This window comes from Variovorax boronicumulans (assembly GCF_019352895.1).
In the GTDB taxonomy this organism is placed as follows: Bacteria; Pseudomonadota; Gammaproteobacteria; order Burkholderiales; family Burkholderiaceae_C; genus Variovorax; species Variovorax boronicumulans_A.
Genome location: NZ_JAAAFX010000004.1, coordinates 1,260,051 through 1,286,980 on the forward strand (window position 1 = coordinate 1,260,051; position 26,930 = coordinate 1,286,980).

A 26,930-nucleotide genomic window follows, 5' to 3' on the forward strand; every position below is an offset into this window, starting at 1 on the left:
GCTTTGCGGCACCTCGGTGCGGCCCTCACCCCGAACAGAACCATGACAGACGCACCCGAAACCACCACCTCCGCACCGGCCGAAGCCGTCGCCGTGCCCTCGCCAGCGGCCGACGCCGCAGCGCCCGCAGCACAGCCGGAATCGACCGGACGCCCGCCCCGCTCGCGCGGCGGCCGCGGCCGGCGCGCACGCCCGACCGAAGGCGCAGCCGCGCCCGAACAGGAACAGCAAGCCGCGCAGCCGGCGGCGAAGCAGCCGAATGCCCAGCGCAAGCCGCAGCAGCAGGCCGCGCGCAAGGTGCACCCGGTGCTCGAACGCCTGTTCGAGCTCTACCCCAAGCTCTTCGGCGCGCGCTTCCTGCCGCTCAAGCTGGGCATCTACCAGGAACTGCTGGCCGCCCACGGCGACGAGTTCAAGGCCGAGGACCTGAAGCTCGCGATGGGCCTGCATGCCCGTTCGACCCGTTATCTCGAATGCGTGGCCGCGGGCCATCCGCGCCATGACCTGCAGGGCAACCCGGTCGAGCCGGTGGCGCCCGAGCACATCCACCACGCGATCCTCGAGGCCTTCCGCCGCCGCCAGGCGCGCAGCAAGGAAGACCTGGGCCCGCAGCTGCGCGAACGCATCATGGCCGCGATCGAGGCCTCGGGCGTCGGCCGCGAAGCCTATGCCGAGCGCGTGCGCGCACGCGACGATGCATCGAATGCCGCGCTCGACGACGCGCTGGCCGAACTGGGCCGCCAGGCCGCCAAGCGGGAAGCGCTGGTGCGCGCCTTCGAGGCCAGCGGCAAGACCGAGGCCGAGTTCGCCGACATGTACGGCATGGACCCGAAGGACGTCTCGCGCACGCTGAACCGGGTGCGCCGCGACAAGGCCGAGGACGAGAAGCGCGCGGCTGCGGCAGCCGTTGCAGCGGCCGCTACCGAAGTCGAGGCCGCCAAGGCCGCCGAACCCGAAACCGCGGTCGCCGACGACACGGCATCGACGACGGAAACGCCCGCCGCCTGAGCGCCCCGCGCCCATGAAAAAGCCGGCGTCCAGCGCCGGCTTTTTTCATGGGGCGAAGGGTGTGCCGTCGCTCAGCCGCGCTGCGAATTCTGCAGCGCCGCGATGCGCTCCTCGATCGGCGGGTGGGTGGCGAACAGCTTGCCCATCGCACCCGTGATGCCCATGGCCTCGACCGCCTTCGGCAGCTCGCCGGCGGGCATGCCGCCCAGGCGGGCCAGCGCGTTCATCATCGGCTGCTTGCGGCCCATGAGTTCGGCCGCACCGGCATCGGCGCGGAATTCGCGCTGGCGCGAGAACCAGGCCACGACGATCGCCGCGGCGAAGCCCAGCACGATGTCGAGCACGATGGTGCTCACGTAGTAGCCGATGCCCGGGCCCGAATTGCGGTCGTCGCCGCGGCGCAGGAAGGAGTCGACCGCATAGCCGATCACGCGCGAAAGGAACACCACGAAGGTGTTCATCACGCCCTGGATCAGCGTCATCGTGACCATGTCGCCGTTGGCAATGTGGGCCACCTCGTGGCCGATCACGGCCTCGACCTCTTCGCGCGTCATGCCCTGCAGCAGGCCGGTCGACACCGCGACCAGCGACGAGTTCTTGAACGCGCCGGTGGCGAAGGCGTTGGGCTCGCCCTCGAAGATCGCGACTTCGGGCATGCCGATGCCGGCCTTGTCGGCGAACTTGCGCACGGTGCCGACGATCCAGGCCTCGTCGGCCGACTGGGGCGTGTCGATCATGCGCAGGCCGGCGGTCCACTTGGCCATCGGCTTGCTGATCAGCAGCGAGATGATCGCGCCGCCGAAGCCCATGATCAGCGCGAAGCCGAGCAGCGCCGTGAGGTTGAGCCCGTTGGCCGTGAGGAAGCGGTTCACGCCGAGCAGGCTCGCGACCACGCCCAGCACCGCGACCACCATCACGTTGGTCAGGACGAACAGAAGAATGCGTTTCAAGTTGGTTTCTCCGTGGGGAAATCTGCCCCTCAAATGGGGGCCCCGGGGCTCTCTTCAAGCCGTGCGCGGCATGGAGGCCCTGGCGTTGTGATGCGTCATGGGCGCCCCGGGCGGCGGCAACCGGGCAACCATGATAGGAGCAAAAATCGGCGCGCCCTGGTAATCCCTGTGTTCACCAAGGCCTGTGGGCCGACCGGGTGCGGCCCGGGCGGAGCGCGCGGCGCCCCAGCTCAGGCCCTGGGCCTGAAGACCTGCGCGTCGGCGTAGAAAGCGGGCGATGCGTTCTCCGCGCACCAGCCGGGAACGCCCAGCACCGGCAATGCCGCGAAGGGCTTGGTCCGCAGCCATGCCGGGTCGAGGGTGCCCGCCAGCGCGGCATCGTCGAGGGCCGCCGATGCGCCCGCGGGCGTGCGCAGCACATGCGCGGTGATCGGCTTGCGCGGCGTCACCAGTTTCTCGAGCAGTGCGTGACCGAAGAGCCACAGCCGCGCCTCCTGCCAGCGCGCCCGCTCGGTGACGAACAGCCGCTGCCAGTCGCGCTCGACCAGCGCCTGCCAGAGCACGGGCGGTGCGTCGAGCAGTGCACCGTTCTCGTCGAACAGCGTGAGCGCGTCGCGCAGCGGGCCGCGCACGGTGGCCACGCCGCGGCGCGCGATCTCGCCGGCCTGCAGCTGGTTGAGCCGACGCTTGGTGTGCGGGAACGCGAGCCACACGAGGCCGTTGAAGAAATCGTGCAGGTTGTCGCGGGTCGGGACGGTGCGGGTCTCGAAGATGTGCGCCTCGTAGGCCTGGCCGGTGGGCAGCGCGTCCTGCGGCACGAAGGCGGGCGCGTTCTCGGGTCTCAAGGCCGACAGCGCGGCGGCCACCGACGAGGCCTGCTGCACGGCCTGCGCCACCGCTTCGCCGCGGGCGCGGTACGGCGCGAGCCAGGGCTGCGCCCAGTCGATCGCGCTCAGGCTCAAGGCAGGGGCGCGCCCGTCCAGCGGATGCGGTCGGGGTGCTGCATGACCGCGAACTCCGACGTGAGCTTGTCGAAGAGCTTGAGCGAACTGCCGCTCTTGCTCAGCAGGCCGGCTGCGCGCAGCGCCTGCGCCACGTCGTTGAGCTGCACCTCGTGCCCGCTGCGCAGTGCCGGCACGGCCGCGAGGATGAACTCGGCGGCTTCGGACACCGGCGCGGGCTGGGGCGCGGCGGCCGTCTTGCGGGCCGCGGTCTTGCGCGCGACCTTCTTGGCCGGCGCGGTCTTGGCTGCAGCAGCGGGCGCAGGCGCGACCGTGCGGGCGGCCGGCTTGGCGACGGCCTTCACGGCAGTCTTGCGGGCCGGACGGGGCGCCGCTTCGGCCGCGGCCTGCGAGCGCCGCGAGCGAGGCGCCGCTTCGGCCGCAAGCTGCGGGCGCGCCGCATGGTGCTGCAGGTCGGTGAAGGCGTCGTAGGCGGCCACGGTCTCTTCGCCGGTCTTGCCCTGCTGGCCGATGCCGCAGACGCGGCAGCCCTTCTCGCGCAGCCGGATCACCAGCGGCGCGAAGTCGGAGTCGGAGGACACCAGGTAGACGATCTGCGGCCGCTCGGCGATGGCCAGGTCGATCGCATCGACGGCCAGCGCGATGTCGGTGCTGTTCTTGCCCGCGGCCAGGTTGACCATCGGCCGCACCGACAGCCGCTTGAACAGCGCCTGGTGCTTGAGCGCGACCTCGGGCGTGCCGTAGGCGCGGCGCACATGCAGCGCGCCGTGTTCCTTCAGCACCAACTGCACCGCCTGCTCCATCACGTCGGCCGACACGTTGTCGGCGTCGATCAGCAGCATGACCTTCGGGGCGGCGTTCATACGAGCTTCCAGGGCAGCGACTCGCCGCCGCGCAAGGGTTTCAGTTCGGCCTCGCCATAGGGCACGGTCTCGGGCACGGTCCACGGCTCGCGGCGCAGCGTGATGGTGTCGGTGTTGCGCGGCAGGCTGTAGAAGTCGGGGCCGTGGAAGCTCGCGAAGCCCTCGAGCTTGTCGAGCGCGCCGGCGTTGTCGAAGGCCTCGGCGTAGAGCTCGATCGCGGTCAGCGCGGTGTAGCAGCCCGCGCAGCCCAGCGCATGCTCCTTGAGGTGCGAGGCGTGCGGCGCGCTGTCGGTGCCGAGGAAGAAACGGTCGCTGCCGCTGGTGGCGGCCTCGACCAGCGCCACGCGGTGGGTCTCGCGCTTGAGCACCGGCAGGCAGTAGTAATGCGGCCGGATGCCGCCGGTGAAGATCGCGTTGCGGTTGTAGAGCAGGTGGTGGGCCGTGATCGTGGCCGCGGTGAAGCGGTCGGCCGCGCGCACGTAGTCGGCGCCTTCCTTGGTGGTCAGGTGCTCGAACACGATCTTGAGTTCGGGGAAGTCGCGCCGCAGCGGGATCAGCACGCGGTCGATGAACACCGCCTCGCGGTCGAACAGGTCGATGCTCGGGTCGGTGACTTCGCCATGCACCAGGAACAGCAGGCCGTGCTTCTGCATGGCCTCGAGCGTCTTGTAGGTGTGGCGCAGGTCGGTCACGCCGGCGTCGCTGTTGGTGGTGGCGCCGGCCGGGTAGAGCTTGAGCGCGCGCACGCCGGCTTCGGCGGCCAGCGCGATTTCCTCGGGCGGCAGCCGGTCGGTGAGGTACAGCGACATCACGGGCTCGAAGGCCGTGCCGGCGGGCACCGCCGCCAGGATGCGGTCGCGGTAGGCCAGGGCCTGTTGCGCGGTCGTGACCGGCGGGCGCAGGTTGGGCATGATCAGCGCGCGGCCCATCTGGCGGGCCGAATGCGGCACGACGGCTTCGAGGGCGGCGCCGTCGCGCACATGCAGGTGCCAGTCGTCCGGGCGGGTGATCGTGAGGGTGTCGGCAGAGCGTGTCATGCCCCGATTGTCCCATCGGCCCGCGCCCCGCGGCGGACCTGGCACGGGCCTGGCACGGGCCTGGCACGGCGGGCCGGTAGCTAAGGAAACCCCCGATAGAGCTGGGGCTGCAAGTCGTTACGATCTTCGCAGCCTTGCCAGCGGCAAGGTGCACGGACCCCGTTTCCGGTGCCTGCCCCGGTGACACAACGACTCCAACATCCACCACCCGCTTCGCAGCCTCCCGCCCTCCTCCGATGTCCTCCCCTCCCGAGTCCGGCGCCCTGTTGGACGCCACCAGCCCCCTCCCCCCGCAGATCGAAGCCGCCGACGAACCGGCCAAGGTGCCGCTGGCCATCGAGGACTGGGCCACCGTCGTGATCATGGGCCTGCTGGCCTGCATCACCTTCGCCAACGTGCTGGTGCGCTACTTCACCGACTCGTCCTTCGCCTGGACCGAGGAGTTCTCGGTCTTCCTGATGATCCTGCTGGCCATGGTGGCCGGCTCGGCCGCGGTGGCGCGCGACCGCCACATCCGCATCGAGTACTTCTCGGAAAGCGGCTCGATGGCGCGGCGCAAGCGGCTGTCGCAGTTCGGCGCGGTGCTGGTGGCGGCGCTGTTCCTGCTGATCGCAGCGCTGAGCACGCGCATGGTCTGGGACGACTACCGCTTCGACGAGACCTCGCCGGGCATCGGCGTGCCGCAGTGGTGGTACTCGATCTGGCTGCCCATCGTGTCGACCGCGATCGCGCTGCGGGCCGTGGGCCTGTTCATCCGGCGCGGCCGCCGCGATGACAGCGAAGGCGCGCCGAAATGATCGCGACCTTGCTCTTCGTCGCCTTCGTGGTGCTGATGCTGGTCGGCGTGCCGATCGGCGCGGCGCTGGGCCTGGCCGGCGCGGCCTGCATCGCGCTCGCGAACGCCGACGCCCAGTGGTTCGGCCTCCTGGCCGTGCCCCAGAACTTCTACGCCGGCCTGGGCAAGTACCCGCTGCTGGCGATCCCGATGTTCGTGCTCGTGGGCTCGATCTTCGACCGGTCCGGCGTCGCGCTGCGGCTGGTGAACTTCGCGGTGGCAATGGTCGGGCGCGGCCCGGGCATGCTGCCGATGGTCGCGATCCTGGTGGCGATGTTCCTGGGCGGCATCTCGGGCTCGGGCCCGGCCAACGCCGCCGCCGTGGGCGCGGTGATGATCGCGGCGATGTCGCGCGCAGGCTACCCGCCGGCCTTCTCCGCCAGCGTGGTCGGTGCGGCCGCCGCGACCGACATCCTGATTCCGCCCTCGGTGGCCTTCATCGTGTATTCGGTGCTGGTGCCCGGCGCCTCGGTGCCGGCGCTGTTCGCCGCCGGCATGATCCCCGGCATCCTGGCCGGCCTGGCGCTGATCATTCCCGCGGTCTGGATGGCGCGCAGTCACAAGATGGGCGCGCTGGAAGCCAGCATGCCGCGGCCCGCGTTCTGGAAGAGCTTTCGCGAAGCCACCTGGGGCCTGGCGGCGCCGATCCTGATCCTTGGCGGCATGCGCGCCGGCTGGTTCACGCCGACCGAGGCCGCGGTGGTCGCGGTGTTCTACGGCCTGTTCGTGGGCATGGTGATCTACCGGACCATCAAGGTGCGCGACCTGTTCGTGATCCTGCGCGAATCGGGCGAACTCTCGGCCGTGATCCTGCTGGTGGTGTCGCTCGCGGGCATCTTCGCGTATTCGCTGTCGACACTGGGCGTGATCGACCCGGTGGCCACGGCCATCGTCAACTCCGGCCTGGGCGAGTACGGCGTGCTGGCACTGCTGATCGTGCTGCTGATCACGGTCGGCATGTTCCTCGACGGCGTGTCGATCTTCCTGATCTTCGTGCCACTGCTGTGGCCCATCGTGCAGCACTACAAGTGGGACCCGGTCTGGTTCGGCGTGATCCTCACGCTCAAGGTCGCGCTGGGCCAGTTCACGCCGCCGCTCGCGGTCAACCTGATGGTGTCGTGCCGCATCGCCAACGTGCGCATGGAAGAGACCGTGCGCTGGGTCGGCTGGATGCTGTTCGCGATGTTCATGGTGATGGTGGCCGTGATCATCTGGCCGCAGCTCGCGCTGTGGCTGCCGGCCAAGCTCGGCTACTGACCCCGCCCCTGCCCCTGCCCCTGATTTTTCACACGGAGACAAGACCATGAAATTCCGCCGCACCCTGCTCGGCCTCGCACTCGTCGCGACCGCTCTCGGCTTCACCACCGGCGCCATGGCGCAAGCGGCGTACAAGGCCGAGTACAAGATGTCGCTGGTGCTGGGTCCGCCCACGCCCTGGGGCCAGGCCGGCCAGATCTGGGCCAACCTGGTGAAGGAGCGCACCCAGGGCCGCATCAACATCAAGCTGTACCCGGGCGTGTCGCTGATCCAGGGCGACCAGACGCGCGAGTTCAGCGCGCTGCGCCAGGGCGTGATCGACATGGCGGTGGGCTCGACCATCAACTGGTCGCCGCAGGTCAAGCAGCTCAACCTGTTCTCGATGCCCTTCCTGATGCCCGACTATGCGGCGGTCGACGCGCTCACGCAGGGTGAAGTGGGCGCCGATCTGTTCAAGATCATCGACAAGGCCGGCGTGATGCCGCTGGCCTGGGGCGAGAACGGCTACCGCGAGATCACCAACTCCAAGCACGCGATCAAGTCACCGGCCGACCTGAAGGGCATGAAGATCCGCGTGGTCGGCTCGCCGCTGTTCGCCGACCTGTTCACCGCGCTGGGTGCCAACCCGACGCAGATGAGCTGGGCCGATGCGCAGCCCGCGCTCGCCAGCGGCGCGGTCGACGGCCAGGAGAACCCGCTGTTCCTGTTCACCGTGCTGAAGATGCACAACGTGGGCCAGAAGTTCGTCACCACCTGGGGCTATGTGGCCGACCCGCTGATCTTCGTGGTCAACAAGGAGATCTGGGCCTCGTGGACGCCGGCCGACCAGGCCATCGTGAAACAGGCCGCCATCGATGCCGGCAAGCAGGAAATCGCGATCGCGCGCAAGGGCCTGGTCGAAGCCGACAAGCCGGTGCTCAAGGACATCGCCGGCATGGGCGTGACGGTGACGCAGCTGACGCCGGAAGAACGCGAAGCCTTCGTCAAGGCCACGCGTTCGGTGTACGCCAAGTGGCGCCCGACGGTGGGCAACGACCTCATGGCCAAGGCCGAGAAGGCCATCGAGGCGCGCAAGAAGTAAGGCGCCCGCGCCGCAACGACGAAGGCCCCGCATGCGGGGCCTTTTTCGTGAGTGCGCGCTGCGTTGTTCCTAGCGCAGGTACTCGCCGCTGGCCTCGGGCTGGAAGGCGATGCCGGCGATGCGCAGCGCGCCGCCCGAGCCGTCGGGCGCGACCCAGTTCGCCACGTCGCCCACGCGCAGGCCCAGCAGCGCGGTACCGACGGGCGACAGCACCGAGATGCAGCCGGTGGCGGGATCGGCGTCCTGCGGATAGCTCAGCGTCAGCGTGCGCTCGCCGGCACCTGCCAGTTCGGTCACGTTGACGCGCGAACGCATCGTGACGACGTCGGCCGCGATGTCGGTCGGCGACACCAGGTCGGCGTTGTCGAGCACGGCCTGGATGGCCGGCGAATAGACCGCATCGGCGTCGGCGTACTTGGCCAGCCGGGCGTGATCGAGTTCGGTCAGGGTGCGGCCGGCAAGGATCGCGGACGAGACGGGAGAAGAAGAGGAAAGGGGTTGGACCATGGAACGCTCCTGGAGGAAATGCACAACGCCGGACGGAGGGCGCCCGGCGATCCAGTGGCGGGAATGAAAGGAGGGAAGCGGATCGCCGGGCTCAGGAATGTGCAGCAGCACTTCGAGCCGGCGGCATCTGACGAAGCTCCGCGCGCGGCCGCGTCGCCGGGCGGCTCGAGACGAGCCGGCGAGCGAGAACGCAGCCGAGGGAGAACGCGATGGAACGCATGTCGATATCGTAGGCCGGCTCGGCCCGCGTGCGGGCAATAGCCTTGCGCGGCATCAGGTACCGGGCGCACCCAGTAAAAAGGCCCCGCATCGCGGGGCCTCGGTGCAGCCAGGTGCCGGCGATCCGCTGGCTCAGTGCTGCAGGATCTTGTTGAGGAATTCCTTGGTGCGCGGCTGACGATTCTCCGGGTGGTTGAAGAACTCGTCCTTCTCGCAGTCTTCCAGGATGCGGCCGCCCACGTCGATGAAGATCACACGGCTCGCGACCTTGCGCGCGAAGGCCATCTCGTGCGTGACCACCATCATGGTCATGCCTTCCTTGGCCAGCGTGACCATCACGTCGAGCACTTCGCCCACCATTTCCGGGTCGAGCGCCGAGGTGGGCTCGTCGAACAGCATCACGATCGGGTCCATCGACAGCGCACGGGCGATCGCCACGCGCTGCTGCTGGCCGCCCGACAGCTGGCCGGGGAACTTGTCCTTGTGCGCCATCAGGCCCACGCGGTCGAGCATCTTGAGGCCGCGGGTCTTGGCCTCGTCGGCGCTGCGGCCCAGCACCTTGATCTGCGCGATCGTGAGGTTCTCGGTCACCGACAGGTGCGGGAACAGCTCGAAGTGCTGGAACACCATGCCGACCTTGGAGCGCAGCTTGGGCAGGTTGGTCTTGGGGTCGTGCAAGGGGATGCCGTTGACGGTGATCTCGCCCTTCTGGAAGGGCTCGAGCGCATTGACCGTCTTGATCAGCGTCGACTTGCCCGAACCCGAGGGGCCGCACACCACCACCACGTCGCCCTTGGCAATGTTCACCGAGCACTCGTTGAGCACCTGCACCGGGCCATACCACTTGGAGACGTTCTTGATTTCAATCATTTTTTCGGACATTTCAAACTCCTATGAGTGTGTTCGTCGCACCGTGGGTCCCCACGGTGCGCGAAGACGGCAGGGTCAGCGGATGATGGCGATCTTCTTGTGCAGGCGCTTGACCATCCAGGACAGCGAATAGCACAGGATGAAGTAGACGACCGCGGCCAGCAGGTAGGACTCGACGGTACGACCGTACTGCTTGCCCATCGTGTCGAAGCCCTTGAGCAGGTCGTAGGCGCCGATGGCGTAGACCAGCGAGGTGTCCTGGAACAGGATGATGGTCTGCGTGAGCAGCACCGGCAGCATGTTGCGGAAGGCCTGCGGCAGGATCACCAGGCGCATGTTCTGGCCGTAGGTCATGCCCACCGCCTGGCCCGCGTTCACCTGACCGCGCGGGATCGACTGGATGCCGGCCCGCATGATCTCGCTGAAGTAGGCCGCCTCGAACGCGATGAAGGTGATCACCGCCGAGATTTCCGAGCGGTAGTTGGCGCCCATCGAGCCGAACAGGTTGTAGAACGAGGCCGGCACCAGCAGGAAGAACCAGAGGATCACCATCACCAGCGGGATGCTGCGCATGCCGTTGACGTAGACGGCCGCCGGTGCGTCGAGCCACTTCTTGCCCGACAGGCGCATCAGCGCCAGCAGGGTGCCGAAGAACACGCCGCCGATGGTGGCGATCAGGGTCAGCATCACGCTGAAGTAGAAGCCCTTCAACACGAAGTTGGAGATGACTTCCCAGTTGTAGAAGGAAAAATCGAGGTTCAACATGTCAGTGTCCCCCGCCGCCGCTGGCCGAGACGATGAAGCCCGGAACGCGCGTTTTCTTTTCGATGAAGGACATGAGGCGGTTGATTGCGAAGGCCGAGACCACGTAGAGCGCCGTCACGGCCAGGTAGACCTCGATGCCGCGCGAGGTTTCTTCCTGCGCCTGCATCGCGAACATGGTGAGTTCGGACACCGACACGGCGAACGCCACCGACGAGTTCTTGAAGATGTTCATCGTCTCGCTCGTGAGCGGCGGAATGATGATGCGATAGGCCATCGGCAGGATCACGTAGCGGTAGTACTGGAAGGTGGTGAAACCCATCGCCATGCCCGCGTAGCGCTGGCCCTTGGGCAGCGCCTGGATGCCGGAACGCACCTGCTCGGCGATACGCGCGGAGGTGAAGAAGCCCAGCGCCAGCACGACCAGCACGAAGCTGGGCACCGTCTTCATCGGTGGGATGAGCGCGGGGATGACGTGGTACCAGAGAAAGATCTGGACCAGGAGCGGAATGTTGCGGAACAGCTCGACCCATGCATTGCCGAGGCGAATGAGCCATGGGTTGTCCGGCAGCGTGCGGATGATGCCCACCAGCGAGCCCAGCACCAGCGCGACGATCAGCGCCAGCAGCGAGACCGACAGCGTCCAGCCCCAGGCCGAAAGCATCCATTGCCAATAGGTCGGGAATTTCCCGCCCGGATCCTGCAAGAAGACCTGCCAATCCCAGTTTGATCCCATCGGGACTCTCCTTGTTGTTGTCGACTGATTCGATGTGAAGCGCGCCCTGCTTCAACAGAAACGCCCGCCGGATGTGGCGGGCGTTGGCGCAATGACCTGCGAAGCGATTACTTCTTCGCGGCGTAGTCTTCCATCGGCTTGTCGTTCGGGTTCGCCCAGGCGTCCTTCGTCGCGTCCGACAGGGCCAGGCCGATCTTCACGTTCGACGGCGGGATCGGTTGCAGGAACCACTTGTCCCACAGCTTGGCCAGGTCGCCGTTCTTGATCTGGGCCTTGATGCTGTCGTCCACGGCCTTCTTGAAGGCCGGGTCGTCCTTGCGGATCATGATGGCGATCGGCTCGACGCTCAGGACTTCACCGACGATCTTGAAATCGTTGGGAGCCTTGGACTTGGCGATGTTCGAAGCCAGGATGGAACCGTCCATCACGAAGGCGTCGGCACGGCCCGACTCGAGCAGCAGGAAGCTGTCGGCGTGGTCCTTGCCGAAGACTTCCTTGAAGTCGATGCCGCCGGCGCGTTCGTTCTTGCGCAGGGTCTGCACCGAGGTGGTGCCGGTGGTGGTCGCGACGGTCTTGCCGTTCAGGTCCTTGATCGAGGTGATGCCCGAGTTCGCCTTGACGGCGATGCGGATTTCCTCGACGTAGGTGGTGACGGCGAAGGACACGTCCTTGGCACGGGTGGCGTTGTTGGTGGTCGAGCCGCATTCCAGGTCGACGGTGCCGTTCTGCACCAGCGGCACGCGGTTCTGCGAAGTCACGGGCTGGTACTTGGTTTCCAGCTTCTTGCCGAGCGACTTTTCCAGATCCTTGATGATGTTGGCGCAGATGTCGTAGTGGAAGCCGGTGTACTGGCCGTTACCGAGGGTGTAGGAAAGTCCGGAGGATTCGCGCACGCCTTCGGTGATGCTGCCCGAGGCCTTGATCTTGGCGAGGGTGTCGTTGGCTTGTGCGAACGCACCGCCGGCGGCCATGACGGCGATGGTCAACGCCAATACTTGCTTCTTCATTACGAAACTCCTGAGTGAAACTGAAACAGCCAAATTTTAGACAGTCGCGCGGACGGGAATACCCGGTCCAACCCGGTGCGTCTACCGGCACCGATCTGGCGCGGCGCGAAAGCCCTCGATGCCTCCTTGGTGCACCGCACCGCCGACGCATGACATGCAAGGGACTAAGCAGTCTTTGTGCCCGCTTCACATCCCAGCAGGCCAGACCTTGGCGTCAGCGCGAAAAAGAACACACATGCACCGCTTTTCCCACCGTGTGACAGCAAAGCAGGCGGGACTGTATGCGGCGCACCCCTTGCTGACCAATGCCGTATGTGCGCGTCGTCATGCACATCGATCATAGTTTGTGCAGTGCAGCAAATAGTCAGTTGACGGGTTGGGTTTCGACCAGATAGGCCCACAGCGCATCCAGCGCGCGCTTGGGTGGTGCGACCTCGTCGTGGGTCGGCTTGGCGGCGGCACGGCCGGCCTTGGCCGGCGCGGCCACGGGACGCTCGCGATAGGCGCGTATTTCCATCGTGGCCTCGAGCCGGTCGATCTCGGGCGGCAACGCGCTCACCAGCCGCCGCGCCTTGACCTCCTTGCGCACCGCGCTCTGCGGCAGGAAGGCGATGCCGTGGCCCTCGAGCGCCATCGCCTTCAGGCCTTCGGACATGTCGGTCTCATAGACGCGGTCGAGGTGGATCGCGGTGTCCGACTCCTTGATCAGCTGGTCGACGATACCGCTCATGTAGGCGCCCGGCGCGTAGCCCAGGTAGGGCAGCGGCTGGCCCTGGCGGCCCGGCAGCCGGTAGCGCGGCGCGCCCTCGGCATCGGGCTTGACCCAGGGTGCGACCACCTCCTGACCCAGCACCACCATCTCGTAGCGGTTGGTGTCGAGCTGCAGCGGCTGCGAGGGGTGCTGGTAGGCGATCAGCAGGTCGCAGCTGCCCTCGACCAGGCGCATCACCGCGTCGTGCACGTTGAGTGCGATGAGCCGGCTCTTGAGCGGCCCGAAATGCTCGCGCAGCGTGGTGGCCCAGGCCGGGAAGAAGGTGAAGGCCAGCGTGTGCGGGACCGCGAACTCGATCACGTCGTGCGCTGCGGCCGAATGCCCGCGCAGCATCGCGCGCGTGCTCTGCAGGCCCTGCAGCATCTCGAGCGCCTGGCCATACAGCGTCTGGCCGGCCGGTGTGAGGCGCGTGGGGTAGGACGAGCGGTCCACCAGGTCGGTGCCGGCCCAGCCCTCGAGCGCCTGGATGCGGCGCGAGAAGGCCGGCTGCGTCACATGACGCAGCTGGGCCGAGCGGCTGAAGCTGCGGGTTTCAGCAAGACTGACGAAGTCTTCGAGCCACTTGGTTTCCATGGGGCTGGATTATGTGCGTCCGCCCGGCTCGCGGTGGCGCCCTGCGGTGTGCTTTTTCAGACCGGCGAGATCACGCCGCGGCCGGTGAAGTGGCCTTCGGCATTGGCCAGGAAACGCTCGAAGGAGGCCTGCGTGGCCTCGGGCGACCAGCCGGCCAGATGCGGCGTGAGGATCACGTTGTCCAGGCCGATCAGCGGCTGGGGCGGCAGCGGCTCGCTCTCGTAGACGTCGAGCCCGGCGCCCGCGATGCGGCCGTCGCGCAGCGCCGCGGCCAGCGCCTCGGTGTCGACCACGCTGCCGCGGCCGATGTTCACCAGGAAGCCCTTGGGCCCCAGCGCGTCGAGGATGCGCGCGTCGATGATGTGGTGCGTGGCCGCGCCGCCCGGCGCCGCGCACACCAGCACGTCGCACCATTCGGCCAGCGCATGCAGGTCGTCGAAGTAGCGGTGCGCCACGCCTTCCTTGGGCCGGCGGTTGTGATAGCCGATGGCCATGTCGAAGCCGGCCGCGCGCTTGGCAATCTTCTGGCCGATGGTGCCCAGGCCGAGGATGCCCAGGCGCTTGCCCGAGACGTTGGGCGGCTGCGGGATGGCCAGGCGCCAGACGCCGTCGCGGCACAGCCGGTCGAGCTGGCGGAAGTTGCGCATCGCCGAGATCAGCAGGCCGAAGGCGTGGTCGGCCACGCAGTCGTCGTTGGTGCCCTGCCCGTTCGCCACCACGATGCCGCGCGCACGCGCCGCGGCGAGGTCGACCTTCTCGTAGCCCGCGCCCATGCAGCACACCAGTTCGAGCGCCGGCATCGCGGCCATCTCGTCGGCCGTCAGGCCGGTCACGCCGATGGTCAGCACCACGCGGACATCGGCACCGCGCGCGGCGATCGTGGCCGTGCGCTCGGCGGGCTCGGCGGCGTAGCGCAGGTCGAAGTGCTCGGCGAGCACGGCCTGGTGTTCGTGCGAGACGTGGCTCAACACCAGCAGGGGAATCTTGGTCGTCATCTGTGATGGGTTCCGAATGAAGAGTGGGCTGCGCCCGCTGGACGGGTGGCTACGGCCTGAATGGCCTTGTCTCGTCACCGTCTCGGGCGAGGGAAGCATTTTCCACGCGGGAAACGAGCAATTGAGCGCCATGACCGCGATCGCGGCGTCGCGCATCCCGTATCGTCCATGAAAAGCAGCCGGCCGTGCTGGCAGTCGGGCATTCCTGTTCCTAGCGATTGCCGATCACCACATAGCCATCGCCGAACTTGTCGGCCTTCGGAGCCACCTTGGCGCACAGGCGCTGGTTGCACAGGTTCAGGTCGCCCGCGGCGATGGCGCCAAGGACCTCTCGGTTGTAGTCGATCTCCTGCAGCGCCTGGGCATTGCGCCACACCCAGTAGCTGCTGCCACCCACCACCAGCACCGCCATGGCAAGCAGCGCCAGCGAGACTTTCCACAGCCATGCCTTCTGGGCCGTGAGCAGCTGGCCCTGCGCCCTCTGCAAGAACTGCTCCGCATTCGTCAGCTCGCGCTGCATGTTCTTCTGTCCCTCGCGATGCGCGGCGTCGACATCGGCCGACAGACGCGAAGCGCTTTGGTCGAGCTGCTGGCTGGCCTGCGCGATCCGCGCCGCGGCGCCCTCGTTCTGTCGGCGCAGGTGCTCGGTCACGCTCGACAGGTTCAGCGCGAGCTCTTGCAGTTGTTCGGGGGTCATGGCGCACCTGTCTGGAGGGGTGGGGCCGACGAGGCCGATGGAGGCAAGGGGTCGGCGATCAGGAATTCGGGGCTGAAGGAGGAGCCACCGCTTTTTCTCAGTCGGGGCAGGGCATCCTGACCTGATTGCCCGAACTCGACGGTGACCGTCATGGGTTCGGTGCTTTCGTCAACCTTCACCCTGTGCCAGAGAATGGTCCACTTGCCGGCTTCGACGACGATGTTGGTGCTTTGGGGTGGACTCAGGAAGGCGTACTTTTTGCTGGGGAGGCTCACCTTTTCCACGATGCTGGCCTGGGCTGTCAGTTTGTAGATTCCGGGCGGCATCAATGGGGCGTTCGTAGGAATGCGTCCTTTTCTTGACATCAAGGTGGCTGGATCGATGTAGTCGTCGCCGAAAACGGCGCTGAACCATGCGCTGCCTTGGGCCTGCTGCGCTGTGACGCCAGGCACATAGGCTTGCGCGTCGACCTTCCCGGTACCCAGTGGCTCGCCAACGCGCTCCAATGTGCCAAAGCCAAAGATGGTGTACTTCTCGGTCTTACCAAAAACGACATCGCCCCAAAGCGCTCCGCGTAGCGGGTCAGCAGGCGCGGCAAAGCTCCGAGGCATGTTGCCCCCGCAGCGGCTGAAGCATTCACCGTACTGCGTCATCGCACAGCCCGGCAGTGCCAGCGCCACCCATGCGACGGCGAGCCACTTGCATTTCTGAGAAGCATTGTTCTGCATCGCACACTCTCCTATCGACCCATCACCAGGCCGCGTTGTTGTTGCTGCTGAGCTTCTTCTTGTAGCTGCGCGGCGATTTTTTGCTCGCGTTCAAGCTGCTGCTGGGCGATCAAGGCTTGCTCGTAGTCTTGACTCTGCTGTTGGAAGGCCTGCAATTCAGGGGAAGCTTGGTGCGCCTGGAGCACTTGGTCGTAGGCTTTGTCGTCTTTGCGCTCGATGGCGTCGACCAGCGCCTTGAATCGCTCGTCGATGGAACTTTGAGGGGTGATCGAAGCACCCAGCGGCTGATCTTGCGCGGCCGTGGGCATTGTCTTCGCGGGCGGCTCGACGGAGATTGGCACCTGGGTTTGTCGTCGCTGCGTGTGCTTGCCGTGCGGGTGGGGTACCGCGTCCAGATGCAGCGGGTGATCCTTGGCAAGGTAGTGTTGCTGGGCTTGGGTGCGTTGGACCTCGATATCGGCTTCCACCTCTCGAATAACCGCTTTCCGCTCGGGTTTAGGGTCGTTCGCAATAGCCTGGAACTTCCCCTCCAAATCCCGCAGCGCCTCCTGATACAACGGACTGCCGTCCACCCTCGGATGGTCATTCTTCCCTTCGGGCAGCGAGCTTTGGCTGACAACCTGCCCTTGCCCATCGCGCGTTTCGACGGCGTAGCTGGGCGTGAAGTAGTTCTGGGCAATGAGCGGCCCTGTCGGCGTTCTGGTTTCGGTGCTCAAGGCCTGGCCGGTCGCGGGGTCGCTCGTCGTGGTGGTGAAGCGCCGGCCTTGATCGAGGTCCAGCACCTTCTCGACGCGGTGGCCTTGCTCGTCGGTGTAGCCGAGCTTGAAGCGGCCGTGCGCCATGGCGCCCGCCTGATTGGCAGGGTGGTCTGGATGGGGCTCCCACACCGGCGCACCACGTTGTTTGATGCTGTCGATGCTGTTGTGGAAAAAGTCGCGCTCGCGGTCGCTCAGGGGCAGCGTGACGAACTGCTCGAACGCGGTCTTCTTGAGGCCCACGGCCCCCATCGCATGTCCGCCCATCGAAAGGGGATTGAAGTCCACGCCGCCGCCCTTGTCGCGCAAGGCCGGCATTTCGGCCAGCATGCGTTCGCGAGCGGACGCGGGGTAGCTGCCAGCCAGCGCTTCGAAGCCGGCCACGCCCTTGTTCTTGAAATAGCCGGCGACGGCGCCTTCGGGCTTCCAGTCTTGCAGGCCATGCAGAAACTCAGTTTCGGCCGTGGTACGGATGTCGTGGTAGCGGGCGTCGGCGGCCAGGGCGGTGGCGTTGGTGGATCGCTCCCAGCCGCTCAGTTCGGCCCAGGTGCGGTATTCGCCGGGGCGCCCGGGGCGCCCGGGGCGTTCAAATTCTTTGTGACCTTGCAGCATGCGATCGCGCTGGTCGGCCGCATACCAGCATTCGATGTCGTGGCGCTGGGCGATGGTGTCCGCGTAGGAATTCGCGCCCGTCGTGCGCGGCACCTCGGGGTCGGCAAGTTGCTGGTGGATCGTGTAGTGCGCCGCCACCTGCGCATCGAGGTTGTAGACCCGGTCGCCATTCGGCAGCGCGGTGCCATACAGATCAGGCCGGCTGCCCTTGGCGGGATGGATCTGGCTGCCCCCTCCGAAGTAGTCGGCGCCGGGTGAATTGCCATAGCGCGGCGGCAGGCTCTGATCGGCCTGGTGTCTGTGATCGCCCATTCTTTGAGGCTCCCTGTGATGGCTGAAGCATGCACATCCCGGACGAAATGACAGCGGTCCATGCCGCCGCACACCATCCGTTTTGGCGCATGCTACTTCCCCTCAAGCAAGCTACAAAGCGATGAGAAATGTGTTCAAAGATTGACCGGCGTCGCCTCGATTTTCTGCAGCGCCCACATCTGCGCATAGCGCCCCTGGCGTGCCAGCAGCTCCGCATGGGTGCCGCGCTCGACGATCACGCCGGCCTCCAGCACCAGGATCTCGTGCGCATCGACCACCGTCGACAGCCGGTGCGCGATGACCAGCGTGGTCTTGTTCTGCGCCGCGCTCTTGAGCTCCGACTGGATCGCGCGTTCGTTAGCCGAATCAAGCGCCGAGGTGGCCTCGTCGAAGATCACGATCGGCGGGTTCTTGAGCAAGGTGCGCGCGATCGCCACGCGCTGCTTCTCGCCGCCCGAGAGCTTCAGGCCGCGCTCACCGACCGGCGTGTCGTAGCCCTTGGGCGTGACGGCGATGAAGTCGTGGATGCGCGCGGCCTTGGCCGCGGCCTCGATCTCGTCGGTCGTGGCGCCGGGCCGGCCGTAGGCGATGTTGTAGGCCACGCTGTCGTTGAACAGCACCGTGTCCTGCGGCACGATGCCGATGGCCTGGCGCACGCTGGACTGGGTCACCAGGCGGATGTCTTCGCCGCCGATGGTGATCTTCCCCTGCTGGACGTCATAGAAGCGGTACAGGAGTCGGGCCAGCGTGGATTTTCCGGAGCCTGAAGGGCCCACCACCGCCACCGTCTTGCCGGCCGGGATCTCGAAGCTCACATGCTGGAGGATCGGCCTCGAGGGCTCGTAGGCGAAGCTGACGTCCTCGAAACGGATGGTGGCGTCGACGCTGCCGCCCTCCCCCCCGCCGCCCTCTTCCGGAGGCAGAGGGCGCAAGGACAGAGCCCGGGCGCCCGGCGCGTCCTGCACCTCGCGGTCCTTCTCCATCAGCACGAACATCTTGTCGAGGTCGGTCAGGCTCTGCTTGATCTCGCGGTAGATCACGCCCAGGAAATTGAGCGGGATGTAGAGCTGGATCATGAAGGCGTTGACCATCACCAGGTCGCCCAGCGTCATGCGGCCCTCGACCACGCCCGAGGTGGCGCGCCACAGCATCAGCACCAGGCTGACGGCGATCAGCAACTGCTGGCCCGCATTGAGCATCGACAGCGTGCGCTGGCTCTTGATCGCGGCCTTGCGGTAGCGGTCGAGGCTGGCGTCGTAGCGCCTGGCCTCGAACTCCTCGTTGTTGAAATACTTGACGGTTTCGTAGTTCAGCAGCGAGTCGACGGCACGGCTCTGCGCCATGGTGTCGAGCTCGTTCATGGTCTTGCGGAACTGCGTGCGCCATTCGGTCACGGTCACGGTGAAGCCGATGTAGAGCACCAGCGCTGCGCCGGTAATCCAGACGAACAGCGCATCGAACTTGACGCCCAGGATGGTCAGCACCAGCGCCAGCTCGATGATGGTCGGCACGATGCTGTAGAGCGACATCGAGATCAGCGAGTGCACGCCGCGCGTGCCGCGCTCGATGTCGCGCGTCATGCCGCCGGTCTGCCGCTCGAGGTGGAAGCGCAGGCTCAGCGCATGCAGGTGGCGGAACACCTCCAGCGAAATGCGCCGCGCCGCGCCCTCGGTGGCCTTGGCGAACACCAGCTCGCGCAGCTCGCTGAACAGCGAGGTCGACAGCCGCAGCAGGCCGTAGCCGACCAGCAGCGCGATCGGCACCACGAGCAGCGCCTGCGCCATGTCGGGCTTGGGCGTCATGGTGTCGACCAGGGTCTTGAGCAGCACCGGCACGCCGACGTTGGCGACCTTGGCGCCGACCATGAAGGTCAGCGCGGCCAGCACCCGCCATTTGTAGTCCCAGAGGTAGGGGAAGAGGCGCCGCAGCGTCGCCCAGTCGGAGCGGTCGGCCCGTTCGGGCGCGCCGCCGGGGGCATGGTGGGGAGAGGGAATGGCTTCGCCGCTGCGGCGCATGGGGGACAATCTGGCTGTTATTTGCTTCGATTGTGCCCATGTCCCATTCTCCCGACGCCAACGTGGCCGCCGTCCTCAAGAGCCTGCCCACCGACATGGAGCTGGTGCTCAAGGTCATCCCGATGCCGGCCGACTGCAATGCCAACGGCGACATCTTCGGCGGCTGGGTCATGGCCCAGTGCGACCTGGCCGGCTCGGTGATTCCGGCGCGCTACACCCAGGGCCGGATGGCGACGGTGGCGGTCAACGAGTTCGTCTTCAAGCAGCCGGTGCGCATCGGCGACATCCTGTCTTTCTATTCGAAGCTGGTGCGCATCGGGCGCACCTCGGTCACGGTCACGGTCGAGGTCTTCGCCGAGCGCTTCAAGGCCCAGGGCAACTACATCAAGGTGACCGAAGCCACCTTCACCTACGTCGCGATCGACGACCACGGGCGGCCGCGGCCGATCGCGCCTACGGCCTAGTTGCTCATGCGCACCGACTTGTCCAGGTACTCGTTGGTGAACAGCGTGGCCGGCTCGAAGGCCTTTTCGATGCCGATCATTTCCTTGACCAGTTCGTAGTCGGTCTTGACGCGCGCGCCGTCGAAGGCGCCCAGCGCCACGCCGGTGGTGGTGTCGTCGCGCATCAGCTGCTTGATGCGTTCCCACTGGTCGCGCTGGTTGTCGGGCGTCAGGCCGCTCACGCTGGCGGTCAACGCATCGAGGCAGGGTGCGAAGTCCTTCACGCAGGCCGCATAGGCGCGCTGCGTGACGGCCGCGAACTTGCGCACGCGCTCGGGGTTGGCCTTGAGATAGGCGCCGTTCACGAACAGCGAGTTGCCGTACACGTTCACACCCACCGTGCGCCAGGCCACGAAGCCCAGGTCGGGGCCGAACTCGCGCACCTTGAGGTCGTGCTCGTTGTAGAAGTCGCTGATGATGTCGACCGACTTGCTCTTGAGCGCGCCCACCTTGGCCTGCGGGCTCAGGTTGACGAAGTTCACGCCCGCCGGGTCGATGCCGGTCTTCTTGGCGAAGGCCGGCCACATCAGGCGCGCGGCGTCGCCGGGCGGGTTGCCGATCTTGCGGCCGACGAAATCCTTGGGCCCGTTGATGCCCGAGGACTTGAGCCAGTAGAAGCCCTGCGGGCTGTTGGCGTAGATCACCATGATCGCCTTCAGGTCGGCGCCCTTGCCCACGGCCTGGATCGCGGTCGGCAGGTCGGCGATGCCCAGGTTGGCGCCGCCCGATCCCACGCGCTGCGCCGACAGCGCCGAGCCCTTGCCGGCCTCGATGCTGAGGTCGATGCCGGCCTCGGTGTACCAGCCCTTGGCCTTGGCGAAGTAGATCGGCGCATGGTCCGCGGTCGGCGTCCAGTTGAGCATCAGGTTCATCGGATCCGCGGCCGAGGCCGTGCCGGCGAGCCCGAGGGCGCACAGGGCGGTGAAGAGGACGGAAGACGCGCGTGCTCGCATGGGATCGCTCCAGAATGAAGGGGTGGATCAGGACTAGAATTCATATTACCAACTGTTTGGTTGACAATCAATACAACAGAACGAGCAGTACGCATGGCACCTTCTTCCACCGCCCCCTCCACGATCGCTCCTCGCAAGAAGAAGGCCGCACCGGCCGAGGGCGTGGCACGCCGCGACGCCGCCGCCACGCGCGAGGCCCTGCTGGCCGCCGCGGTGGCCGAGTTCTCGCGCAACGGCTTCGCCGGCGCGCGGGTCGACGAGATCGCGCGCACGGCCGGCGCCAACAAGCAACTGGTCTACCACTACTTCGAGAGCAAGCAGGGCCTGTACCTGGTGGCGCTCGAGTCGGTCTATGCGGCGATCCGCGAGAAGGAGCAGGCGCTGTCGCTGGGCGCGCTGGAGCCGGTGGAAGCCATGACGCAGCTCATCGGCTTCTCCTTCGACTACCTGGCCGAGCACCCGGAATTCCTCGCGCTGTTGACCGACGAGAACCGCAACCAGGGCCAGCACATCCTGGGCTCGGAGCGGCTGCAGAAGATGCACTCGCCCTTCATCGAGATGCTCGAGGCCACGCTCGAACGCGGCGTGCAGCAGGGCGTGTTCCGCAACGACTTCGATGCGATCAACCTCTACATCTCGATCGCCGGCATCTCCTACTTCTTCTTCTCCAACAACCACACGCTGTCGGCCATCTTCGGCAAGCCGCTGGGCTCGCGCGGCGCGCTGGTGCAGCGGCGGCGCCATGTGATCGCCTTCGCGCTCAACGCGCTGCGGCCCTGAGCCGCTGAGGCCCGGCCGACCTGGCCGGCGTCTTCTCGATAATTTATCAACCAGTTGGTTGACAGTGCATCGGTCGAATCCTATGATTTGGATTCGACCCGCACTCCCGAGGAAGACGCACCCATGACGGCCTCCGCCACCGCACCCGCCGCCGACCCGCCCGCCATCCAGGCGGCGGGCGGCCCCGACAGCAGCTACGACAGTCCTGCCTGGCAGCGCTGGGCGGCCATCGTCGGGGTCCACCTGGCCGGCGTGGCCTTGTGGGAACTCGCGGTGCGCATGTTCTCGATCCAGACCTTCATCCTGCCCGCGCCCTCGCGCGTGCTGGCCACGCTGGGCAACAGCAACTACCACTGGCTGTCCAACACCGGCGTGACCGCGCTCGAGGTGTTCGGCGGCTATGTGCTGGCCCTGGTGCTGGGCATTCTTTGCGCGCTGCTGTTCATCACCAGCCGGCGCCTGATGCTGCTGGCCTTCCCGCTGCTGGTCACGCTCAACATGATCCCGAAGGTGGCGATGGGGCCGCTGATCATCGTGTGGTTCAGCTACGGCATCGGGCCCAACATCCTGATCACCTTCAGCCTGTGCTTCTTCCCGATCCTGCTGACCACCATCCGCGGGCTCAACGAGACCGAGCCCGAGCTGCTGAACCTGGTGCGCGCGCTCAAGGGTTCGCGCTGGCAGCTGTTCCGCTACATCCAGCTGCCGGGTTCGCTGCCCTACGTGTTCTCGGGCATGAAGGTCGCAACCATCCTGGCCGTCGCCGGTGCGGTGGTGGGCGAGTTCATCGCCTCCGACAAGGGCCTGGGCTACCTGATGATCCAGGTGCAGGCCTCGCTCGACACCCCTGCCGTCTTCATGGCCGTGCTGCTGATCACCGGCCTCGGCGTGCTGCTCTACCTGCTGGTCCTGCTGCTGGAGCGCTTCTTCATCACCCAGGACGCCCGCATCCAATGACCACCTCCCCCACCACGCCCACCGCCGTGCTCGACACGCGCGCCTTCCCCACGCACTTCGAGACCGAACAGGCGCTCGAGGACTACCTGGCCACGCCCTCGCGCGAACTCATCGACGACCTCGCGCGCCTGGACGGCGACCTGATGATCCTCGGCGTGGGCGGCAAGATGGGCCCGACGCTGGCACGGCTGGCGCGCAACGCCCTGCCCGCCGGGCGCCGCGTGATCGCGGTGGCGCGCTTCAGCGAGGCCGGCATGCGCGAGATGCTGCATGCGCACGGCATCGAAACGATCGTCTGCGACCTGCTCGATGCGGCCGCCGTGGCCGCGCTGCCCCGCTGCGCCAACGTGGTCTTCATGGCCGGGCGCAAGTTCGGCGGCGACGACAACAACCCGCTGACCTGGGCCATGAACGTCCATGTGCCCGCGCTGGTTGCGCAGGCCTTCAGCGGCTCGCGCATCGTGGCCTTCTCCACCGCCTGCGTGTACCCCTTCGTGCCGGTCACGGGCCAGGGCGCCTCCGAAGACCTGCCGCCCAGCCCGCCCGGCGAGTACGCGAACTCCTGCGTCGGCCGCGAGCGCATGTTCGAGTACTTCTCGCGCCAGCACGGCACGCCCGGCCGGCTGTTCCGCCTGAGTTACGCGATCGACCTGCGCTACGGCGTGCTGGCCGACGTGGCGCAGAAGGTCTGGCGCGGCGAGCCGGTGGACGTGACCATGGGCCACGTCAACGTGATCTGGCAGGGCGACGCCAACGCGCAGGCGCTGCGCTGCCTGGCCGTGGCCACGGTGCCGACCTCGCCGATCAACGTGAGCGGCCCCGAGACCACATCGATCCGCTGGCTGGCCGAGGAGTTCGGCCGCCGCTTCGGCAAGCCGGTGCAGATCACCGGCAGCGAAGCGCCCACCGCCTGGCTCATGAACACCGGCGAGGCCGAGCGCCTGTTCGGCTACCCGCAGGTGCCGCTGTCGCAGCAGCTGGGCTGGGTCGCCGACTGGATCGCGCGCGAACAGCGGCTCTACGGCAAGCCGACCAAGTTCGAGTCGCGCGATGGCAAGTACTGAACTCGACGCACCGGTGCACGTGGTCGAGACGCTCGGCGCGCTCGACGGCGAGACGCTGGCGATGCTCGACGCGCTGGTGGTGCAGAGCGGCTGGAACCAGACCACCGAGGACTGGGCGCTGTTCTCGCAGCAGGGCACGCTGTTCGCGGTGCGCAATGGCGAGGGCCACGACGGCCGCATCGTCGCCAGCGGCGCGGTGCTGCCGATGGGCGACACCGGCGCCTGGATCAGCATGATCCTGGTCGCGCCCGCGCTGCGCGGCCAGGGCCTGGGCCGTACGGTCTTCGAGCAATGCCTGCGCGAGGTGCGGCGTCAGGGCCGCGTCGCGCTGCTCGACGCCACGCCTGCGGGCGAGCGGCTCTATGCGCAGTACGGCTTCACGCCGCTGTGGCGCCTCACGCGCTGGCAGCGCCCCGCCACCGCGCCGACCGCAGCACTCGCCCGACAGGAACCGGCCGGCCTCGCGCATCTGGCCGCCCTCGACGCCGAGGCCCTGGGCTTGGCGCGCGGCCCCGTGCTCGCGCACCTGGCCGGACGCGCGGGCTCGCGCCTGCAGCGCCATGCGCAGGGCTTCGCGATCGTGCGCGCCGGCCGCATCGCCCACCAGATCGGCCCGCTGATCGCGACCGACGAGGCCGCCGCCGCGCGGCTGCTGGCCGAGCTTGTCGAGGGCACGCCCGGCCCGTTGATGGTCGACGTGCCCGACATGCGCGCGCTGCTGCGCGAGCAGCTCGCCGCCGCCGGCTTCACGCCGCAGCGCGGCTTCGTGCGCATGGCCCTGGGCGAACCCGTGCCCCATGGCCAGACCGCCTTCCTCCACGCCATCGCCGGCCCCGAGTACGGCTGAGCGCCCCTACACTTTTCCAGGAGTTTCGATGGCCTTGCAACGATCCGATCTTCCCGCCGACGTGCTGGCGCTGCTGGCGCAGGGCACGGTGATTCCGGCCCACCCGCTGGCGCTCGACGCCGACCGCCAATTCGACCGCCGCCGCCAGCGCGCGCTCACCCGCTACTACACCGACGCCGGCGCGGGCGGCCTGGCCGTGGGCGTGCACACCACCCAGTTCAGCATCCGCGAACGCGGCCTCTACGAGACGGTGCTGCGCGCCGCGGCCGAAGACCGCGCCGCCTGGACCGACCGCCCCATGGCCATGGTCGCCGGCCTGTGCGGCCCCACCGCCCAGGCGCGCGCCGAAGCGCGGACGGCCGTCGGCCTGGGCTACCACGCGGGCCTGCTGAGCCTCGCGGCCGTGGCCTCGGCCTCGGAGGACGAACTGATCGCCCATTGCGAAGCGGTGGCACAGGAGATCCCGCTGATCGGCTTCTACCTGCAGACCGTGGTCGGCGGCCCGATCCTGTCGAGCGACTTCTGGCGCCGCTTCGCGCTGATCCCCAACGTGCTGGCGATCAAGGTCGCGCCCTTCAACCGCTACCGCACCATCGACGTGGTGCGCGGCGTGGTCGATGCGCGGGCCGAGGAGCGCGTCTTCCTCTACACCGGCAACGACGACCACATCGTGCTCGACCTCGCCCTGCCCTTCAGCGCGATGCGCGACGGCGCCCAGGTGCAGGTGCGCTTCCGCGGCGGCCTGCTGGGCCACTGGTCGGTCTGGACCGCGAGCGCGGTGCAGCAGCTGGCGCAGATCAAGGCCGAGATCGCGGCGCAGGGCGGCGCACTGAGCCCGGCGCTGCTTGCGCTCGATTCGCGCGTGACCGACTGCAATGCGGCCTTCTTCGACGTGAAGAACAACTTCCACGGCTGCATCGCCGGCTGCCATGAAGTGCTGCGGCGCCAGGGCCTGCTCGATGGCATCTGGTGCCTGGACCCGGCCGAGGGCATGGGCGCGGGCCAGAGCGAAGAGATCGATCGCGTCTACCGCCTGCACGGCGACCTGGCCGACGACGCCTTCGTGCGCGACAACCTGGCACGGTGGCTGGCATGAGCGCCGTCCTGCGCGAGCGCGTCGCGACCGGCGCACCGCTGATCCGCATGCAGCAGCTGCGCAAGGTCTACCGCAAGAAGCAGGCGGGCGGCAGGACCGAGGAGTTCCTCGCGGTCTCCGACGTGTCGATGGACATCCACGAGGGCGACATGGTGTCGCTGGTCGGGCCCTCGGGCTGCGGCAAGTCGACCCTGCTCAAGATCCTGTCGGGGCTGCACGGCCACGACGGCGGCACGCTGCAGATCGGCGGTGGCGCCGGCGGCGCGCCCTTCAACGCGGGCCGCGACGTGGGCATGGTGTTCCAGCAGCCGGTGCTGCTCAAGTGGCGCACCATCCTCGAGAACGTGATGCTGCCTGCGGACATCCTGGGGCTGGACCGCAAGAAGGCCCGGGTGCGCGCGCACGAACTGCTGGAGATGGTGGGCCTCACCGGCTTCGCCGACAAGCTGCCCTACGAACTCTCGGGCGGCATGCAGCAGCGCGCGGCGATCGCGCGGGCGCTGATCCACGACCCGAAGCTGGTGCTGATGGACGAGCCCTTCGGCGCGCTCGACGCGCTGACGCGTGAGAAGATGAACCTCGAGATGCTGCGCATCTGGGAAGAGACGGGCAAGACCTTCGTGGTCGTGACCCACAGCATCCAGGAGGCCGTGTTCCTGGGCACGCACTGCGCCGTGCTCACGGCCGGCCCGGCACGCATGGCCGACTTCTTCCCCATCGACCTGCCCGCGCCGCGCCGGCTGCACCTCAAGACCAGTCCGGCCTTCGGCGACTATGTGCGGCGGGTGTACGACCTGCTGGGCGTGGAATAACGACGCTGCCGATCGGAGCTTGGAGAAGTCGGGCTTCTGTTTCTGACAAAAGCCGGCTCGCGCCGCTTCGCGGCCATGCCTCTGACGAGGCATCGATTTCAGACCTTGCTGAAATCGGGCTTGCGCTTTTGTCGAAAGCTTGCGCGCGCCGCTTCGCGGCCATGCCTCTGGCGAGGCATCGATTTCAGACCTTGCTGAAATCGGGCTTGCGCTTTTGTCGAAAGCTTGCTCGCGCCGCTTCGCGGCCATGCCTCTGGCGAGGCATCGATTTCAGACCTTGCTGAAATCGGGCTTGCGCTTTTGTCGAAAGCTTGCGCGCGCCGCTTCGCGGCCATGCCTCTGGCGAGGCATCGATTTCAGACCTT

Annotated in this window: 28 protein-coding genes; 11 read left to right on the forward strand and 17 right to left on the reverse strand. The window is 67.4% G+C overall.

Going from position 1 to position 26,930, the window contains the following annotated elements:
- Nucleotides 1-42 precede the first annotated feature (42 nt).
- Nucleotides 43-1,008, forward strand: coding sequence for a ProQ/FINO family protein (locus tag K0H49_RS07405; protein WP_219210751.1), 966 nt, complete (start codon nt 43-45; stop codon nt 1,006-1,008).
- Nucleotides 1,009-1,079: 71 nt separating this feature from the next.
- On the opposite strand, the gene htpX is transcribed toward K0H49_RS07405, so the two are convergent.
- The 4 genes from htpX to pyrC form a co-directional block, all read right to left on the reverse strand.
- Complete coding sequence (gene htpX / locus K0H49_RS07410) at nt 1,080-1,958, reverse strand: protease HtpX (protein WP_219210753.1); 879 nt, start codon at nt 1,956-1,958, stop codon at nt 1,080-1,082.
- Between the two features lie 230 nt (nt 1,959-2,188).
- Nucleotides 2,189-2,920, reverse strand: a complete 732-nt coding sequence (locus tag K0H49_RS07415; RefSeq protein WP_219210754.1) for a DUF3025 domain-containing protein — start codon at nt 2,918-2,920, stop codon at nt 2,189-2,191.
- Nucleotides 2,917-3,783 (reverse strand): NYN domain-containing protein, encoded by an 867-nt coding sequence (locus tag K0H49_RS07420; protein ID WP_219210755.1) that lies wholly within the window; start codon nt 3,781-3,783, stop codon nt 2,917-2,919. Before K0H49_RS07420 ends, K0H49_RS07415 begins: the two co-directional genes overlap by 4 nt.
- Nucleotides 3,780-4,820, reverse strand: a complete 1,041-nt coding sequence (gene pyrC / locus K0H49_RS07425) for a dihydroorotase (RefSeq protein WP_219210756.1) — start codon at nt 4,818-4,820, stop codon at nt 3,780-3,782. Before pyrC ends, K0H49_RS07420 begins: the two co-directional genes overlap by 4 nt.
- A gap of 236 nt (nt 4,821-5,056) precedes the next feature.
- Between pyrC and K0H49_RS07430 the strand changes: the two genes are divergently transcribed.
- From K0H49_RS07430 to K0H49_RS07440, 3 genes are read left to right on the forward strand one after another with little or no spacing between them, the layout of a single operon-like run.
- Entirely contained in the window at nt 5,057-5,617 is a 561-nt protein-coding gene (locus K0H49_RS07430; protein WP_219210757.1) for a TRAP transporter small permease, read from the forward strand.
- Entirely contained in the window at nt 5,614-6,912 is a 1,299-nt protein-coding gene (locus K0H49_RS07435; RefSeq protein WP_183028854.1) for a TRAP transporter large permease, read from the forward strand. Before K0H49_RS07430 ends, K0H49_RS07435 begins: the two co-directional genes overlap by 4 nt.
- A gap of 46 nt (nt 6,913-6,958) precedes the next feature.
- On the forward strand, nt 6,959-7,993 hold the full coding sequence (locus tag K0H49_RS07440) for a DctP family TRAP transporter solute-binding subunit (RefSeq protein ID WP_219210763.1): 1,035 nt from the start codon (nt 6,959-6,961) through the stop codon (nt 7,991-7,993).
- Between the two features lie 69 nt (nt 7,994-8,062).
- Here the strand turns inward: K0H49_RS07440 and K0H49_RS07445 are convergent, their stop codons facing one another.
- The 11 genes from K0H49_RS07445 to K0H49_RS07495 all read right to left on the reverse strand — a co-directional run bounded on the left by K0H49_RS07445 (nt 8,063) and on the right by K0H49_RS07495 (nt 19,553).
- Nucleotides 8,063-8,500, reverse strand: coding sequence for a GreA/GreB family elongation factor (locus K0H49_RS07445; protein ID WP_219210765.1), 438 nt, complete (start codon nt 8,498-8,500; stop codon nt 8,063-8,065).
- A 351-nt stretch (nt 8,501-8,851) separates the two neighbouring features.
- Nucleotides 8,852-9,589 (reverse strand): amino acid ABC transporter ATP-binding protein, encoded by a 738-nt coding sequence (locus tag K0H49_RS07450; protein WP_219213097.1) that lies wholly within the window; start codon nt 9,587-9,589, stop codon nt 8,852-8,854.
- A gap of 75 nt (nt 9,590-9,664) precedes the next feature.
- Complete coding sequence (locus K0H49_RS07455; protein WP_219210767.1) at nt 9,665-10,354, reverse strand: amino acid ABC transporter permease; 690 nt, start codon at nt 10,352-10,354, stop codon at nt 9,665-9,667.
- A 1-nt stretch (nt 10,355) separates the two neighbouring features.
- A complete protein-coding gene (locus tag K0H49_RS07460; protein ID WP_219210769.1) occupies nt 10,356-11,087 on the reverse strand; it encodes an amino acid ABC transporter permease in 732 nt (243 codons plus the stop codon).
- 107 nt (nt 11,088-11,194) lie between these two features.
- Complete coding sequence (locus K0H49_RS07465; RefSeq protein WP_219210771.1) at nt 11,195-12,094, reverse strand: transporter substrate-binding domain-containing protein; 900 nt, start codon at nt 12,092-12,094, stop codon at nt 11,195-11,197.
- 364 nt (nt 12,095-12,458) lie between these two features.
- Nucleotides 12,459-13,439 (reverse strand): LysR substrate-binding domain-containing protein, encoded by a 981-nt coding sequence (locus K0H49_RS07470; protein WP_219210772.1) that lies wholly within the window; start codon nt 13,437-13,439, stop codon nt 12,459-12,461.
- A 56-nt stretch (nt 13,440-13,495) separates the two neighbouring features.
- Nucleotides 13,496-14,434 carry a 2-hydroxyacid dehydrogenase gene (locus tag K0H49_RS07475; RefSeq protein ID WP_219210774.1) on the reverse strand — a complete coding sequence of 313 codons (939 nt, stop codon included), beginning with the start codon at nt 14,432-14,434 and terminating at the stop codon, nt 13,496-13,498.
- 211 nt (nt 14,435-14,645) lie between these two features.
- Nucleotides 14,646-15,131, reverse strand: coding sequence for a hypothetical protein (locus K0H49_RS07480; RefSeq protein WP_219210776.1), 486 nt, complete (start codon nt 15,129-15,131; stop codon nt 14,646-14,648).
- Entirely contained in the window at nt 15,128-15,859 is a 732-nt protein-coding gene (locus K0H49_RS07485) for a hypothetical protein (RefSeq protein ID WP_219210778.1), read from the reverse strand. The genes K0H49_RS07480 and K0H49_RS07485 overlap by 4 nt, the downstream gene beginning before the upstream one ends.
- Before the next feature lie 11 nt (nt 15,860-15,870).
- Complete coding sequence (locus K0H49_RS07490) at nt 15,871-17,538, reverse strand: hypothetical protein (RefSeq protein ID WP_219210780.1); 1,668 nt, start codon at nt 17,536-17,538, stop codon at nt 15,871-15,873.
- Between the two features lie 134 nt (nt 17,539-17,672).
- On the reverse strand, nt 17,673-19,553 hold the full coding sequence (locus K0H49_RS07495; protein ID WP_219210782.1) for an ABCB family ABC transporter ATP-binding protein/permease: 1,881 nt from the start codon (nt 19,551-19,553) through the stop codon (nt 17,673-17,675).
- A 38-nt stretch (nt 19,554-19,591) separates the two neighbouring features.
- On the opposite strand from K0H49_RS07495, the gene K0H49_RS07500 reads away from it, so the two are divergent.
- Entirely contained in the window at nt 19,592-20,017 is a 426-nt protein-coding gene (locus K0H49_RS07500) for an acyl-CoA thioesterase (protein ID WP_219210788.1), read from the forward strand.
- Here K0H49_RS07500 and K0H49_RS07505 read toward each other — a convergent pair.
- The gene (locus tag K0H49_RS07505; protein WP_257624616.1) at nt 20,014-21,009 is read right to left on the reverse strand and encodes an ABC transporter substrate-binding protein; all 996 of its coding nucleotides are present in this window, start codon (nt 21,007-21,009) and stop codon (nt 20,014-20,016) included. The genes K0H49_RS07500 and K0H49_RS07505 overlap by 4 nt on opposite strands.
- Before the next feature lie 93 nt (nt 21,010-21,102).
- Between K0H49_RS07505 and K0H49_RS07510 the strand changes: the two genes are divergently transcribed.
- From K0H49_RS07510 to K0H49_RS07535, 6 genes are all read left to right on the forward strand, one after another.
- A complete protein-coding gene (locus K0H49_RS07510; protein ID WP_219210789.1) occupies nt 21,103-21,789 on the forward strand; it encodes a TetR/AcrR family transcriptional regulator in 687 nt (228 codons plus the stop codon).
- Nucleotides 21,790-21,912: 123 nt separating this feature from the next.
- Nucleotides 21,913-22,746 carry an ABC transporter permease gene (locus K0H49_RS07515; protein WP_219210790.1) on the forward strand — a complete coding sequence of 278 codons (834 nt, stop codon included), beginning with the start codon at nt 21,913-21,915 and terminating at the stop codon, nt 22,744-22,746.
- A complete protein-coding gene (locus tag K0H49_RS07520) occupies nt 22,743-23,810 on the forward strand; it encodes an NAD-dependent epimerase/dehydratase family protein (protein ID WP_219210791.1) in 1,068 nt (355 codons plus the stop codon). Before K0H49_RS07515 ends, K0H49_RS07520 begins: the two co-directional genes overlap by 4 nt.
- Nucleotides 23,797-24,657, forward strand: a complete 861-nt coding sequence (locus K0H49_RS07525) for a GNAT family N-acetyltransferase (RefSeq protein WP_219210792.1) — start codon at nt 23,797-23,799, stop codon at nt 24,655-24,657. Before K0H49_RS07520 ends, K0H49_RS07525 begins: the two co-directional genes overlap by 14 nt.
- 28 nt (nt 24,658-24,685) lie before the next feature.
- Entirely contained in the window at nt 24,686-25,753 is a 1,068-nt protein-coding gene (locus K0H49_RS07530) for a dihydrodipicolinate synthase family protein (RefSeq protein WP_219210794.1), read from the forward strand.
- On the forward strand, nt 25,750-26,565 hold the full coding sequence (locus K0H49_RS07535; protein ID WP_219210796.1) for an ABC transporter ATP-binding protein: 816 nt from the start codon (nt 25,750-25,752) through the stop codon (nt 26,563-26,565). The genes K0H49_RS07530 and K0H49_RS07535 overlap by 4 nt, the downstream gene beginning before the upstream one ends.
- A 184-nt stretch (nt 26,566-26,749) precedes the next feature.
- Here K0H49_RS07535 and K0H49_RS07540 read toward each other — a convergent pair.
- On the reverse strand, nt 26,750-26,930 hold a 181-nt coding region (locus K0H49_RS07540), incomplete at its 5' end, for a hypothetical protein (RefSeq protein WP_219210798.1).